General features: G+C 45.6%; 5 protein-coding genes. All 5 read left to right on the forward strand.

All coding sequences use genetic code 11. The annotated features are described in order from the left end of the window. The first annotated feature begins 21 nt into the window (after window positions 1-21). The 5 genes from J4N23_RS21265 (at window position 22) to J4N23_RS13530 (ending at window position 16,269) form a co-directional block, all read left to right on the forward strand. Window positions 22-6,324, forward strand: a complete 6,303-nt coding sequence (locus J4N23_RS21265; protein WP_207428036.1) for an MBG domain-containing protein — start codon at window positions 22-24, stop codon at window positions 6,322-6,324. Window positions 6,325-6,763: 439 nt separating this feature from the next. Continuing rightward, window positions 6,764-7,693: a PorP/SprF family type IX secretion system membrane protein gene (locus tag J4N23_RS13515; protein ID WP_207428038.1), complete on the forward strand. Its 930-nt coding sequence runs from the start codon at window positions 6,764-6,766 to the stop codon at window positions 7,691-7,693. A gap of 473 nt (window positions 7,694-8,166) precedes the next feature. Then, window positions 8,167-9,837 carry an apolipoprotein N-acyltransferase gene (gene lnt / locus J4N23_RS13520; RefSeq protein WP_370527271.1) on the forward strand — a complete coding sequence of 557 codons (1,671 nt, stop codon included), beginning with the start codon at window positions 8,167-8,169 and terminating at the stop codon, window positions 9,835-9,837. A 23-nt stretch (window positions 9,838-9,860) separates the two neighbouring features. After that, window positions 9,861-15,056 carry a gliding motility-associated C-terminal domain-containing protein gene (locus J4N23_RS13525; RefSeq protein WP_207428043.1) on the forward strand — a complete coding sequence of 1,732 codons (5,196 nt, stop codon included), beginning with the start codon at window positions 9,861-9,863 and terminating at the stop codon, window positions 15,054-15,056. Between the two features lie 283 nt (window positions 15,057-15,339). Further along, window positions 15,340-16,269 (forward strand): PorP/SprF family type IX secretion system membrane protein, encoded by a 930-nt coding sequence (locus tag J4N23_RS13530; RefSeq protein WP_207428045.1) that lies wholly within the window; start codon window positions 15,340-15,342, stop codon window positions 16,267-16,269. The last annotated feature ends 293 nt before the right edge of the window (window positions 16,270-16,562 follow it).

Here is a 16,562-nt window from a genome sequence, read left to right on the forward strand (position 1 = left end):
GCAGCGGGAACTTACACAGTAGTGATTACGGATGCCAATAGTTGTACAGGTACAGTAACGGTAGCGGTAACGCAGCCGACTGCACCAGTCTCAGGCAGTACCGTAGTGACGAGTGTTTCTACCTATGGTGGTGCAAATGGGGCTATTAACCTCACGCCTAATGGAGGAACACCTCCATACACATATAATTGGGGAAGTAGCGTTACCACTGAAGATCGTACCGGACTTGCGGCGGGATCTTATACTGTTATAATAACTGACAACAATGGTTGCACAGGAACAGTAACAGCATCTGTAACTCAACCTTCTCCTTCCGTATCATCAATTGTGCGGACTTCTGGAAATTCTACCAATACGGTAGCTGATTTTACAGTAACCTTTGGGACCAGTGTAACGGGAGTCGACGCAACAGACTTTACTTTAAGTGTAACAGGTGATGTGACAGGAACTATTGGTACACCTACTGGTTCAGGAACAACCTGGGCCGTTCCGGTAACTTCAATTAGTGGAAACGGAACATTGCGTCTTGATTTTACCGGCCTTACAGGCGTAACTCCTAATATGAGTTCCGCATACACAAGCGGTGAGGTTTATACAATTGACAACACGGCGCCTGTTCTAACAGCAGTAGCTATTTCATCTAACAATACCAATACCTCATTGGCTAAAGTGGGAGATGTGGTAACAGTAAGCTTCACATCGAGTGAAACTCTTGCTACTCCTTCAGTTAGTATCGCAGGACAGACAGCAACGGTAACTAATGTTTCAGGTAACGACTGGAAGGCTAGCTATACAATGACATCAACCGATGCAGAAGGAAACGTTCCGTTCAGCATCAGTTACTCAGATCTTGCAGGTAACGTTGGAACAACAGTTAACAGCGGAACAGGATCGGTAACTTTTGACAGAACTTTACCGACGCTAAGCGGGGTAACGATAGCATCAAGCAATACCAATACTTCACTAGCTAAAGTAGGAGATGTAGTAACAGTAACTTTCAGCTCCAGTGAAACTGTCGCTACCCCATCCGTTAGTATCGCAGGTCAAACCGCAAGCGTGACGAATATTTCGGGTAACGACTGGAAGGCTACCTATACAATGACTTCCACGGATGCAGAAGGTACAGTGCCATTCAATATCAGCTTCTCAGATCTTGCAGGTAATGCAGGAACTGCAGTAAACAGTGGAACAGGATCAGTAACTTTCGACAGAGCTGTACCAACGCTAAGCGGAGTAACAATCGCATCAAATAACACCAATACTTCACTGGCAAAAGAGGGAGATGTGGTAACAGTAAGCTTCACTTCCAGTGAAACGATCGCAAGCCCTTCAGTTAGTATTGCCACAAATGCAGCAACCGTAACAAACGTTTCGGGTAACGACTGGAAGGCTACGTATACGATGACATCTACGGATGCAGAAGGAAGCGTTCCGTTCAGCATCAGCTTCTCGGATCTTTCAGGTAATGCAGGAACTACGGTAAGCAGCGGAACAGGATCAGTAACGTTTGATAAAACTACACCGACGCTAAGTGGGGTGACGATCGCATCAAATAATGCGAACAATGAGCTTGCTAAAGTAGGAGATGTGGTAACAGTAAGCTTCACATCGAGTGAAACAGTTGCCACCCCTTCAGTTAGTATCGCAGGACAGACAGCAACGGTAACAAATGTTTCAGGTAACGACTGGAAGGCTAGCTATACAATGGCACTCACAGATGCAGAAGGAAACGTTCCATTCAGCATCAGTTACTCGGATCTGGCAGGCAATGCTGGAACAACAGTTAACAGCGGAACAGGATCGGTAACTTTTGACAGAACCTTACCAACCCTAAGCGGGGTAACCATAGCATCAAGCAATACCAATACTTCATTAGCTAAAGTAGGAGATGTAGTAACAGTTAGCTTCACATCGAGTGAAACTCTTGCTACTCCTTCAGTTAGTATCGCAGGTCAAACCGCAAGCGTGACGAATATTTCTGGTAACGACTGGAAGGCTACCTATACAATGACTTCCGCGGATGCAGAAGGGAATGTGCCATTCAATATCAGCTTCTCAGATCTTGCAGGTAATGCAGGAACTGCAGTAAACAGTGGAACAGGATCAGTAACTTTCGACAGAGCTGTACCAACGCTAAGCGGAGTAACAATAGCATCAAATAATACCAATACTTCATTAGCGAAAGTGGGAGATGTGGTAACGGTAAGCTTCACTTCCAGTGAAACCATCGCTACTCCTTCAGTGACGATCGCAACACAAACAGCAAGCGTAACGAATGTTTCCGGTAACGACTGGAAAGCTACGTATACGATGACATCTACGGATGCAGAAGGTAATGTTCCATTCAGCATCAGCTTCTCGGATCTTTCAGGTAATGCAGGAACTACGGTAAGCAGTGGAACAGGATCCGTAACGTTTGATAAAACTACGCCAACACTAAGTGGGGTGACGATCGCATCAAATAATGCGAACAATGAACTGGCTAAAGTAGGAGATGTCGTAACAGTAAGCTTCACATCGAGTGAAACAGTTGCCACCCCTTCAGTTAGTATCGCAGGACAGACAGCAACGGTAACAAATGTTTCAGGTAACGACTGGAAGGCTAGCTATACAATGGCACTCACAGATGCAGAAGGAAACGTTCCGTTCAGCATCAGTTACTCAGATCTTGCAGGTAACCCAGGAACAACAGTTAACAGCGGAACAGGATCGGTAACTTTTGACAGAACCTTACCGACGCTAAGCGGGGTAACCATAGCATCAAGCAATACCAATACTTCACTAGCTAAAGTAGGAGATGTAGTAACAGTAACTTTCAGCTCCAGTGAAACTGTCGCTACCCCATCCGTTAGTATCGCAGGTCAAACCGCAAGCGTGACGAATATTTCGGGTAACGACTGGAAGGCGACCTATACAATGACTTCCACGGATGCAGAAGGTACAGTGGCATTCAATATCAGTTTCTCAGATCTTGCAGGTAATGCAGGAACTGCAGTAAACAGTGGAACAGGCTCAGTAACTTTCGACAGAGCTGTACCAACGCTAAGCGGAGTAACAATAGCATCAAATAATACCAATACTTCACTTGCAAAAGTGGGAGATGTGGTAACAGTGAGCTTCACATCGAGTGAAACCATCGCTACTCCTTCAGTGACGATCGCAACACAAACAGCAAGCGTAACGAATGTTTCCGGTAACGACTGGAAAGCTACGTATACGATGACATCTACGGATGCAGAAGGAAGCGTTCCGTTCAGCATCAGCTTCTCGGATCTTTCAGGTAATGCAGGAACTACGGTAAGCAGCGGAACAGGATCAGTAACGTTTGATAAAACTACGCCAACACTAAGTGGGGTGACGATCGCATCAAATAATGCGAACAATGCACTTGCTAAAGTAGGAGATGCGGTAACAGTAAGCTTCACATCGAGTGAAACAGTTGCCACCCCTTCAGTTAGTATCGCAGGACAAGCGGCAACGGTAACAAATGTTGGAGGCAACGACTGGAAGGCTACCTACACCATGGCATCCACAGATGCAGAAGGAACTGTGTTATTCAACATCAGCTACTCTGATCTGGCAGGTAATGCAGGAACAGCGGTGACCAGTGCAACAGGATCGGTAACTTTCGACAAGACGGCGCCACTTACTCCAACCGGGCTAGCTGCTGCCTCTAAGGATACAGAGATTGATTTAAGCTGGAATGCAAATACAGAATCTGATCTCAGCAGATACAGGATCTATGCAGGAACGAGTCCGGCTCCAGCCAGTCTGTTGACAGAAATTGCTGCAGGAACTACTTCGTATACTCATACAAGCTTAACTAATGGCACCGTGTATTATTATAATATCCGCGCCGTTGATCATGCGGGAAATGAAAGCAGTGTGAGCACAGACGTCAGTTCCGTGCCGAAGGCGAACCAAACTATTACATTCAACACGATAGCTACCAAAACTTACGGTGACTTAGCGTTTACACTCGGTAATGCAAATAGCTCCGCAGGCTTAACCGTAACGTATACGGCAGCTGATCCGTCGGTAGTAGCTATCAGTGGAAATACAGCAACAATCCTGAAGGCGGGAAGTACGCAGATCACCGCAAGTCAGCCAGGAAGCGGCAGTTATAATGCTGCGCCGGACGTAGTGCAGACCTTGACAGTAAATCAAAAAGGGCTGGTCATTGTGAATACCGACCGTTCAAAAACGTATGGAGAGACTTTGACGGATGGCGACTTTGCAGGTAGTATTACCGGGGTAGTAAGCGGAGATAATATCACCGTCGCCCGAAATAGTACAGGAGCAACAGCAACTGCAGTTGTGGGTACTACTTATCCGATCGTGGCTACCATCAGTGATCCCGGAAACAAACTGGCAAATTATACTGTGACCAATACAAACGGAGTACTTACAATTAACAAGGCTTCCCTGGTGATTGTAAATACGGACCGTTCAAAGGTGTACGGCGACGTTTTAACAGATGCCGATTTTGCAGGTAGTCTATCGGGGGTGGTTGCAGGTGATGATATTACCATTACACGAAGCAGTACGGGTGCGGACGTGCAGGCGAATGCGAACGCTACTTACCCAATTGTCGCATCCATTAATGACCCGGATAATCGTGTTGCAAACTACACGGTTACCAACCTGGATGGAACGTTGACCGTTAACAGGAAAAACCTGACAGTTACGAATACGGATCGCAGCAAAACCTATGGAGAAGAATTAACTAACGGTGATTTTGCAGGAACAGTTACAGGTATTGTTAGTGGCGACAACATCACGATTACTAGAAACAGTATAGGTGCTGCGCCAACAGCTGCTGCAGGAAACACTTATCCGATTGTTGCTACTATTAACGATCCGGGAAGCAGAATTGCCAACTATAACGTTAGCAATGCAAATGCGACCTTGACGGTAGATCGGAAACTGTTAACCATCACTGCAGATAACAAGACGAAGTTCCAGGGCTTGCCACTGCCGGCTTTCTCAGCCAGCTACAGCGGCTTTGTAAATGGGGAAACCAGTGCGGTACTGACAACTCAGCCATCTTTCTCAACTACGGCAGATCCAATGTCTCCTCAGGGAACATACCCGATTGTAGTAAGCGGAGCAACAGCTGCCAACTACACTATCACTCATGTAAACGGAGTGCTAACGGTTACACCAGGTTTCCCAACCAGCATTACACTGGCAGCAGCTACAGTATTTGAAAATGCTGCAGCAGGAACATTGGCCGGAACACTAAGCTCGACTTCTGATGATCCGAGCACTAGCTTCAAATACGAACTGGTAGCGGGAGCTGGAGATACAGATAATGGTTTGTTTGAGATCGCGAGCGGAAGCAACCAGATCAGAACGAAAGCACCGTTGAACTTCGAGAACAAAGCAAACTATAAAGTGCGAGTACGCTCAATTGCTCAGAACAGTATGTTGCATTTAGACAGGGAGTTCACGATTGCTATCAATAACGTGAACGAAGCACCTACTATCGATGCCCTGGCTAACTCGACGATCTGTTACACTTCAGCACAGCAAATTGTGCCTCTGAGCAACATTACGCCGGGACCGGATGCGAATGAAACTACAGCAGTCTCGGTAAGTTCGAGCAACAACAGCTTGTTTGAAGTACTTTCGGTGACTCAAGCTACTGCAAACGGAACAGCACAGTTGCGCTATAAACTGGCAGCAAATGCCAGCGGAACAGCAGTAATAACAGTGCTGGTGCAGGATAACGGCGGTATAGCTAACGGAGGAGTAGACTTCAAGGCAGTAAGCTTTACCCTAAGCGTGAATCCGCTTCCGGTAATAGCTATTACTTCTAACAAAGGCACCAGTCTTTCAAAGGGAGAAGTAGCGGTACTGAAAGCAGATGTGTCGGTAGCAAACAATGGCTTAACGTATAGCTGGAGCAATGCAAACGGCATCCTGAGCGGACAGAATACGCAGAACTTGACAGTTCGTCCAAGCGAGACAACTACGTACACAGTAACGGTAACCAATGCCAACGGCTGCGTAAGCACCCAAAGCATTACCATCGAAGTACTGGCCGACTACAAAGTTGTAAACGGAACCAACATCCTGACACCAAACGGTGACGGGGTGAACGACAACTTCGTGATCCGCAACATCGATATGTACCCGAACAACGTGGTGAAGATCTTCGACAGAGCAGGTAGACTAATGTACAGTAAGTCCAGCTACGGCAACGACTGGGGCGGAACCTTTAACGGCTCCCCATTAGCCGAAGACACCTACTACTACATTGTAGACTTCGGTCCGGGTGCTGAGAAGATCAAAGGATTTATCACGATAGTGAGAGATTAAGAGGAAGGTTAAAGGGAAAAGGTAAAAGGGAGGGGCGCCAGACGGCCCTCCCAATATCCGGGCCAATAAACTTCCTTGACCTAACAATAAAAAGGGATTAAAAGGAGAAAAGATCGAGTTACACACAAAAGCTGATCGGAGGGGAGGACTTCCCTCAGTGCCGGAAAGATTTTGAGATCAGCAGGCCCGGGAGCAAGGAAAAGGGCCTTGGCTGGTTTATTGAGCGATCGTATTATTTCAAATTGCCTCAATGAACTCCCTTCGGTCGGTTTCCGAAGCCCCGGCATAGCGAAGGGGAAAAGCAGGCGCAGCCCTGAGCGCTGATGTCAAAATGCGGGAGCGCCCTGAGCGAAAAGGCACCTTGGGAAGTCCTTGAATTTTTGGTTCCTTTTGTTTCAAGACAAAAGGAACAGAAGCAACAAATAGGTATCACACAAGAATGAAAACATTAAAAAATATCATCAGCAAAGCAGGGAGCCTCTCCCTGCTCCTGATCACTACCTTAACAGCAAACGAAGCGAACGCTCAACTTAACCCGCTTGGCGCTACTTACTACCAGAACCCTTACATCCTCAACCCTGCAATGGCAGGAACAGAGCAGGGCGTACAACTGGATCTGGCAGCAAGACAACAATGGAGCGTATTGCCGGGAGCACCCAAAACACAGTCGATCACGGCAGTGTACGGATCAGGTAAGAAAACTGGATTAGGACTGAACCTTTATAATGACGAGGCCGGACTAATTAAAAACACCCGGGTTTCGGCCAGCTATGCTTACCATTTGCCGCTAAACAGCGAAGGCCAGCACCTGAGCTTCGGCGTATCTTTAGGACTGATGTACGAACGCATTATGAACGACCAGATGGACGGAGATCAGAACGACCTATCGATAAGCCGCTTTCAGCAACGGGAAACCTTTATCGACGGAGATTTCGGAGCAGCTTATGTTGGCAACAGGTTAACCGCTCAGTTTGCCCTTCCTAACCTCAAGTCGTTCTTTCAGCAGGAAGAAGCACAGGGCAGTCAGCTGGTAGACCGTTCCGGCTATTTTGCTTCGTTAAGCTATAAGTTCAGCTTCCCGAATGCAGTAGACGGCTTGGGACTGGAACCTACCTTCCGCTACCGGGATATTAAAGGACTGGATAATATCATGGATATCGGTACCAACATCACCCTGGCTAAAGAGCAGGTGAATGTACTGATGATGTATCACACTACCGAAAGCTTTTCAGTAGGGATGGGCGTTAAAGCTACACCAGCTATCCGTATCCACGGGATGTACACTTCAGGAACTGCAGACCTTGCCGGTAACACCAACGGTAACTTTGAGCTGAATCTGAAGCTGAACCTGTCGAAGTTAAAAAAGTAAGACCGATAAGGTTTAGTGGTTAAAAAAATGAGCCTTTTACAGCAATGTAAGGGGCTTTTTTGATTTTAAGCAGGAGATAGTGGCAGGATGGCTTGGAGCCGTCCGATCACTAATGCTCTCATCTTTGAACCACCTATGAAAAAGAAACTTGAGGCTCTTAGAGATTGAAGCTTTTTAATACGATAAACAATTATCGGGGGGACTCGATATGACGATTATTCTAGCGAGAAGTAGGTCATAAAAAAGTATTATTTGTTGTAACATACAATAAGGGTCTCCGTAAAAGACAGCATTGTTAACAGACGTCCTGTTTGTTGTGAAGGTATGATGAATGTGTGGAAGTGGCTCTACTTTTTCCCATTCTTTTTAACGTAAAGCATTTTGACTGAGGAGGATTAATTTCTTTCCAGTCTGACAGATCTGTGTCCTGTTCGCACGGTGCGGTTTTGATTTGTTGAATTTTGACTCTTAACGTGGAGAATTTAATAACATTTATAAGGTCGGGGAATTCCGGGGAAGCGCTGTCTGGTCGGCCGAATTCAACTCACCAAGGGGGAGTAGCAAGCCTGACAGGCCCTAAGTCCTCTTTGTCCATTTCCTCATCTGGTTTTAAGAAGTATTCCAAAACTCTGATAATACTTGCAGCCGCTGTTTTAACATCGGTTTCTTTGATTTATGTGAGTTTCGTACCTATAGTGCCAGCTATTGCACTCCTCCTTTTTCTGGAAATAAAATTGTCCTCGGGGAAGGAAAGCTTCCGCACGGGCCTGCTTTATGGCACAGTATCATCACTGATTCTTAATTATTGGATGATTGCGGTTGTAACGAACTACGCTAAGGGGAGCGTTCTGCTAGCCCTGCTGTGTTACTTTGGATCGTCCCTAATATTGGGTCTGTTTTTCGGGCTGCAATTTTATTTAAGTGTCATGCTGACGTCGGCAGAAGCCGGAAGACTTTCTCAGCTAATAAATGCACTCACAACCGCAGCCGTATGGGTTGGATTTGAGATTCTAAGGTCTTCTTTGTTTAGTGCATTACCCTGGCTAGGTTTTACAGTAGGTGTAACATATGGAAGGAGTCTCTATTTAATCCAGCTAGCTGCATTCGGCCAGGTATTTATACTGTCTTTTATGACTGTAGTGATTGCCTATTATTTAGCATCCGCTTTTCTTTTGAAACGATGGGTGTTCGCCACGGTGTCAGCAGGCTTAATCGCTTTTCAACTCTGCCTAGGCTATTTGCTATATAATAGTGTATCTGCACAAACAGCCGGTTTCTACAAAGACAGCTTTTCGGTAACCCTTGCAATGCCGGGGCTTAATCCTTCTACCGTGTGGGATGAGGGTTCGGCAAATAACCTCGTCTCGCATTTGTTTGCCTTAAACCAAAAGGCGGCAGCTACTAAGCCGGATTTGATCGTATGGACAGAAACAGTTGTACCCTGGACCTATGCTCCCCAGGATGATTTCATAAACGAGCTGGCGCAGACAACTGCGAAAGAAAAATGCTTCACTCTTATAGGAATGAATACCGCACAACATCCGTCTCAGGGTACGATAGCAAACTCTGTGTATTTCCTAAATCCTTCGGGAAGTAGTGAAGCGCGATATGATAAACAAGACTTGCTTGGCGTAGTTGAAAAGCCGCTTTTGACGGAAGAAGGTGGAATTATCCTTCCCTTCCTAAGTAGTTACGACTTAAAGATGGCCGCTGGAGCAAACAAAGGACCAATACAAATGCCATGGGGTAAAGCGGGAATAATGCTTTGCAACGAGTCCACAAATCCATTTCTCGCCTTTGGTTTAGTTAGCGAAGGTGCGAAGTACCTGATAAATGTTGGAAATGATGGTTGGTTTTCCGATTGCTTCATCACCCGCCAGCACTTCTACAACAACCGGCTGAGGGCGGTAGAAAACAGGAAGGATCTAATAGTGAATAACAATATGGGTTTCTGCGGGGTGATTCGGGCGAATGGTGAAATTGTAAGTGAGACAGATGGAAAAAACGCCGGGACTCTCACAGCTAATATTTATCCCAATAACCTTGCTCCTGTAAGTAGTAGCATTTTCAAACTATTCCTTGCTGGGATTCTATTATTTCCGGTTTTTAATTTATTCAAGCGCTTATTAAATAAATCCAAATAGTTAAACAAACAAAAAAAGCAAGTATGAAGAGAATTCTACTCTTATGTATTTTAACCTTTACCAGTTATCTGGCCTATTCTAACGCCAATGTGGCGCAGAAGGAATGGCGATGGCGGAAGGATAATGGTTCGGAAGCTACAGCTGCCTGGCGTGCAGGACAGGACGAGGCTGTGAGTCAGTCAGTTTGTCACGCTGACGAAGTTATTCGATTAAGAATGGCTTTTCAGGTAAATCCTGATCCCTCCACCACCAACCCATCTTCAAAAACAGTTGGTTACCAAATTTCATATTCGAGGAGTCCAAGCGGGCCATGGACACTTATTAACACGAACTCCGCTAACGCTTTTGTTCAGGCGGGAAGTGCTCATGTATCCGATGAAACTTTGACAACTAAGCAGCTCGTTCATTCGGCAACAGGGGAATATGCTTCAGGCCAGTTTATCGATATGAGTCATGCATCCAATATTGTGTTCTCAACTAAGTCTGGTGTATCGACGGTAACGGAGCATGAATGGGCAATAAAAGTTACGGATAAAGCAGAGGCAGGTGTGTATTATTTCTCGCTTCAGGCATTAAATATTTACCCAACTACTTTTCCTTCAATAACTGTAAACGCCCCCGCGATTAGTGGTAACGCGATTGTGAAAAATATATCGTGCAATGGTAAGTCCGACGGATCTATAGATCTAAGCCCCTCAGGCGGAACAGAGCCATACTCCTTTCTGTGGGAAGACGGAATAACTACAGAAGATAGGAAAGATTTGGGCCCGGGTACTTATAAGGTTACAATTAAGGATGCAACCGGATGCTCAAAAGTAGTGGAGGCAACCATTGCTGAGCCTTCTAAAATTACAGCTTCGATCACATCCGTTACTAATGTATCTTGTCATGGAGCAACAAATGGGGCCGCTACTGTAACGGCAAGTGGGGGAACAGGCCAGCTTTCCTATTCCTGGGCGCCTAGGGGTGGAACATCGGCAACTGCTACCGGTCTAAGTGCGGGAATGTATACAGTTACAATTACTGACGAAAACGGATGCACTGACGAGGAATTCGTTACAATATCAGAACCAAGTGCTATAGTTGTAACTCCTAATCAAACAGAAGTTAGCACCTTCGGTGGTTCTGATGGAACTGCTTCCGTTTCTGTTAGTGGAGGCACTGGTGGCTATTCATATGAGTGGACCCCTGGTACCCCTACAGGCGACGGTACTTCCAGTGTTTCCGGACTAACTGCCGGTGAATGGTCTGTTCTTATTACTGACGACAATGGCTGTATAAAAGAAGAAAAGTTTACCATCACCCAACCGGTTAATTCTAAAGTGGTATCTATAAAGCGTTCATTCGCCCCCAGGGTTAAATCAGGCTTAGTGGATTTCAAAGTGACATTTGAAAATGAAGTAAGCGGGGTAGATGCATCTGACTTCTTAGTTTTTACAACAGGCGCTGTTAGTGACGCCGAAATTACGAATCTAACCGGATCCGGAAAAAACTATACTGTTACTGTAAATACAGGGACAGGAGAGGGTTCTGTAAGGCTTGACTTTACAGGTGTCTCTGGTGTTAGTCCGGAAGCAATAAGCACTTACAAAAGTGGGGAGGAGTATACAATAGATAATACAGCTCCTATCTTGGTTACGGTTGGGATTGTATCCAACAATGAAGATAATAAGTTAGCAAAAGTAGGTGATAAGGTAACTTTAAGCTTTACAGGAAATGAGGAGATTCAGCCTACGGCCGTAAACATCGCTGGAGAAAACGCGACGATAATGAACCTCTTAGGTGCCTGGACCGCTCGCGTGACTTTAGTGTCTACTACTACAGAAGGTTCCGTTCCATTCACAATTGAATTCAAAGACAAGGCAGGTAACCCTGGAGTCGCTGTTACTTCAACTACTGATCTAAGCTTTGTACACTTCGATAAGTCAGCACCGGTAATAAGCAACGTGAAAATTGCTTCCGATAACGAATACCCATCTGTTGCAAAAGCCGGTAATAAGGTTACGCTAACATTTAATATAAACGAGACTGCTGAGGCTAAAGTTAAAATTGCAGGTAACACCGTTAGTGCTGACCGTATTCCTGATTCGGATGAATATACAGCTTCCTATCAGTTGAAAAGTGATGACGAAGGAGGATTCATTCAATTCGAAATTGTAGCATCTGATAAGGTTGGAAATACCAGCGACCCAGTTAGTTTTACGTCTGACAACTCAACAGTAGATTACGATAAAAAGGCCCCTGAAGTTCAAATGATTTCAGGAGCAAAGCCTGAAAGATCTACTACTAACGCCAAGGAAGTAAGTTTCCGCGTAGAGTTTGATGAAGCCGTAACAGGTGTAGATAAAGAAGATTTCGAGTTAAACCTTTCTGCAGAGCTAACTGCTGAAATTCTTTCAGTTACTCCGGTAAGTCTTCCTTCTGCCGTTACTACACCATTTACAACTGCATTTGAGGTAGTAGTGGGCAATATTAAAGGAAATGGTAGTCTGTCCGTTAGTCTTAAAAAGACAGGAAACGGTATTGTAGATTACGTGGGTAATGAAAACATTTCGGGCTATAATAACGGAGATTACTACCTGATCGATCAAACGTTGCCACAGGTAGAAAGCATAACGCGTGCCGAAAACCGGGAACAGTTGACGAATGCTAAGTCGGTAACTTATCGTGTAACTTTTTCTGAAAGTGTAAGCGGTGTTGATGTTAACGATTTCACGCTTACTAAAACAGGAAACGCCGACGGAACAATTTCTTCAGTCTCTCCTGGAATGCAATATGGTTTTGCAACCTTAGGAAAACTAAAAGAGCCGAACGTTTACGACGTAGAGGTAATTGACGTGAAAGGCGACGGAGACCTTCGTCTTGATCTGAATGCTGCCAATACTGCTGTTTCTGACGAAGCAGGTAATTTGATTGCAGATGGTGGTTTTGTTAACGGCGAAGTTTATACCATTGACCAAACAGGTCCTGAGGTAGAGAGTATTACGCGTTCAATGCCAACTGTTGAGAAGACAAAAGTAGGAGCTGTTATATATCGCGTGAAATTTTCAGAGAAAGTGACCGGACTGAATACTCAAGCATTCCAGCTTGGCAAGACAGGAACAGTTGACGGAGTTATTACTTCAGTTCATGCTATAAATGCAGGTACAAACTCTTCGATAGCAGTTTTCTCTACCTATGTTCCAACAATAATACCAACACCAACAGATCCAACACCAACACCAACGGATCCAACACCGGTACCTTCAATACCTGCAGCTTCAGAATACGAAGTAACGGTTGAGCAGATCACTGGTGACGGCGAGCTGAAGCTGAGCTATGTGGCTAATTCACAGGTTGTCGATTATTTACAAAATGCTTCAACTAAAAATTTCAATGGAGGAGAAGCTTATATCATTGACCAAACCGGCCCCGCTGTAGTTTCAGTTTCTGTGCCTGCGAACAAAACGTACAAAGCAGGTGAAGAATTAAGCTTTACTGTGAACTTTGACGAGGAGTTAACTGTAATCGGTTCTGATTCAAAATTGAACATCCAAATTGGCTTGAATTCGAGAAGCGCCGCGTATAAGTCAAAAACGGCGACCAGCATCAGCTATGCCTATACAGTACAGGCTGAAGAATTGGATGTAGATGGCGTACAAGTACAAGGTCTTGTTCGCGAAAGTTCAAAAATCACAGATGCGCTTGGTAATAATGCAAATATTAGCTTAAATAACATCGCATCACCTTCATTAGTAAGGGTGGATGCTGTGAAACCGGTAGTTACACCTCTGCAAGTCCTCCAAGTGGATGAGAATAGTGCTACGGGAACACGTATCGGTGTAGTTTCTGCATCTGACGCAGGAAATGTAAGCACCTTACAAGCTTATACAATTGTTAATCAGAACGACTTCGACAATGACGGAGTACAGGCAGTAAGCATTAATGCCCAAACAGGGGTATTGAGCGTGAACGACCGCGATGATTTCAATTACGAGAACAAGGCCACGTTTAACGTGATAGTTACAGTGAGCGATGGCTTAAATACCTCGACGCAGGAAACAGTGAAGGTCAATGTAAAGGATCTTCCTGAGGCGCCGACAAGTGTAAGTCTTGCGACAAGTACTGTGTACGAAAATTCAGCAATTGCTACCCTTGCCGGTACATTAAGTTCAACTTCAGACGATCCGGGTGCTACTTTCTCTTACCAGTTAGTGCCAGGAACAGGAAGTACAGACAATGGTAAGTTTACCATCGTTGGCAACCAAATCAAAACAAACGAAATACTGAACTTCGAAGAAAAGGCGAGCTATAGCGTTCGTGTTAAATCGACTACTCAGTACGGGTTCGGATTGGAAAAGGAGTTTGTAATAAGTATCACTGATGTAAACGAGCAGCCGACTCTGAGCAACATTGCCAACTCTGCTATTTGCTACACTGAAGCACAGCAGACCGTAGCTTTAAGTGGAATTACAGCAGGACCAGAGACCTGGCAGGGAACAGTAGTATCAGTAAGTACTAGCAACAACCGGATGTTTAAGACGATTGCTGTAACACAAGCAGTAAATAGTACTGCTGTATTGAACTACACTTTAAACCAGGGTGCAACCGGGTCAGCAGTGATTAACATCCAGGTAACTGACAACGGAGGTACTGAAAACGGGGGAGTCAATACGATCCTGAAAAGCTTCGTTCTTAACGTTAACCCGCTTCCGGTGATTGCGATCAGTTCCGACAAAGGCTTAAGCTTGTCAAAAGGAGAAGTAGCGATGCTGACAGCGGAAGTAACAGGCGGAAACACAGGTCTAACCTACAGCTGGTCAGATGCTAACGGTATCGTAAGCGTAGCGAAAAACCTGGCTACTCTGAATGTTCGTCCATCAGAAACTACTACTTACACAGTAACGGTTACCAATGCCAACGGCTGCGTAAGCACCCAAAGCATTACTATCGAAGTACTGGCCGACTTTAAGGTAGTAGACGGGACCAACATCGTTACACCAAACGGTGACGGGGTGAACGACAACTTCGTGATCCGCAACATCGACATGTACCCGAACAACGTGGTAAAAATCTTCGACAGAGCTGGTCGTCTGCTTTACAGCAAAACGAACTACAGCAACGAGTTCAACGGAACCTTCCAGGGATCCCCGTTGGCTGAAGATACCTACTACTACATTGTAGACTTCGGTCCGGGTGCTGAGAAGATCAAAGGATTTATCACAATAGTGAGGGATTAAGAGGAGAAAAGGTCGTTTACAAACAAAAGTTGATCGGAGGGGAGGACTTCCCTCAGTGCCGGAAAGATTTTGAGATCAGCAGGCCCGGAGCGAGGAAAAGGGCATTGGCTGGTTTTCCGAAGTCCGGGCATAGCGAAGGGGAAAAGCAGACGCAGCCCTGAGCGCTGATGTCAAAATGCGCGAGCGCCCTGAGCGAAAAGGCACCTTGGGAAGTCCTTGAATTTTTGGTTCCTTTTGTTTCAAGACAAAAGGAACAGAAGCAACAAATAGGTATCACACAAGAATGAAAACATTAAAAAATATCATCAGTAAAGCAGGGAGTCTCTCCCTGCTTCTGATCACTGCCTTAACAGCAAACGAAGCAAACGCTCAGCTTAACCCGCTGGGCGCCACTTACTACCAGAACCCTTACATCCTCAACCCTGCAATGGCAGGAACAGAGCAGGGCGTACAACTAGATCTGGCAGCAAGACAACAGTGGAGCGTATTACCAGGAGCACCCAAAACACAATCAATTACGGCAGTGTACGGATCAGGTAAGAAAACAGGATTAGGACTGAACCTTTATAATGACGAGGCCGGTCTGATCAAAAACACCCGGGTGTCAGCCAGCTATGCTTACCACCTTCCGCTAAACAGCGAAGGTCAGCACCTGAGCTTTGGCGTCTCTTTAGGACTGATGTACGAACGCATTATGAACGACCAGATGGACGGAGATCAGAATGACCTATCCGTAAGCCGCTTCCAGCAACGGGAAACTTTCCTTGACGGAGATTTTGGAGCAGCGTACGTAGGCAGGAGACTAACCGCTCAGTTTGCCCTTCCCAACCTGAAGTCGTTCTTTCAGCAGGAAGAAGCACAAGGTAGTCAACTGGTAGACCGTTCCGGCTACTTTGCTTCGCTAAGCTATAAGTTCAGCTTCCCGAATGCAGTAGACGGCTTGGGACTGGAACCAACCTTCCGCTACCGGGATATCAAAGGACTGGATAACATCATGGATATCGGTACCAACATTACCCTGGCCAAAGAGCAGGTGAATGTACTGATGATGTACCACACAACTCAAAGCATGTCAGTAGGGATGGGTGTTAAAGCTACACCAGCTATTCGTATTCACGGGATGTACACTTCAGGTACTGCAGATCTTGCCGGCAATACCAACGGGAACTTTGAGCTGAATCTTAAATTGAATTTGTCGAAGCTAAAGAAATAGAAGAGAGTCGGATGGCGGGGAGGCAATGTGAAGAGAGTGGTCGGATGGCTGGAAGCCGTCCGATCACAGGCGCGCTCATCATCGGACCATTCTTAGGAAAGCTATTCTGTTCTGAGAGAAGAGTGGTCGGATGGCTGAAAGCCGTCCGATCACAGAGAAAGAACCAGATTTAAAGGTTAATAGATGGGGCCTCTTACAGCAATGTAAGGGGCTTTTTTGCTTTTTTTGCGCCAGCAAATTGAGGAGAAACAACTCTGTTTAAAAGTTTTTATCCTCGCAATCAATGCCTTTTA

It is taken from the genome of Pedobacter sp. SYSU D00535 (genome assembly GCF_017355855.1).
In the GTDB taxonomy this organism is placed as follows: Bacteria; Bacteroidota; Bacteroidia; order Sphingobacteriales; family Sphingobacteriaceae; genus Desertivirga.

Excerpts from the sequence above, each read along its gene's own strand:
- J4N23_RS13515 (WP_207428038.1), top strand. The coding sequence starts at position 6,764 with ATGAAAACATTAAAAAATATCATCAGCAAAGCAGGGAGCCTCTCCCTG.
- J4N23_RS13525 (WP_207428043.1), top strand. The coding sequence starts at position 9,861 with ATGAAGAGAATTCTACTCTTATGTATTTTAACCTTTACCAGTTATCTG.
- J4N23_RS13530 (WP_207428045.1), top strand. The coding sequence starts at position 15,340 with ATGAAAACATTAAAAAATATCATCAGTAAAGCAGGGAGTCTCTCCCTG.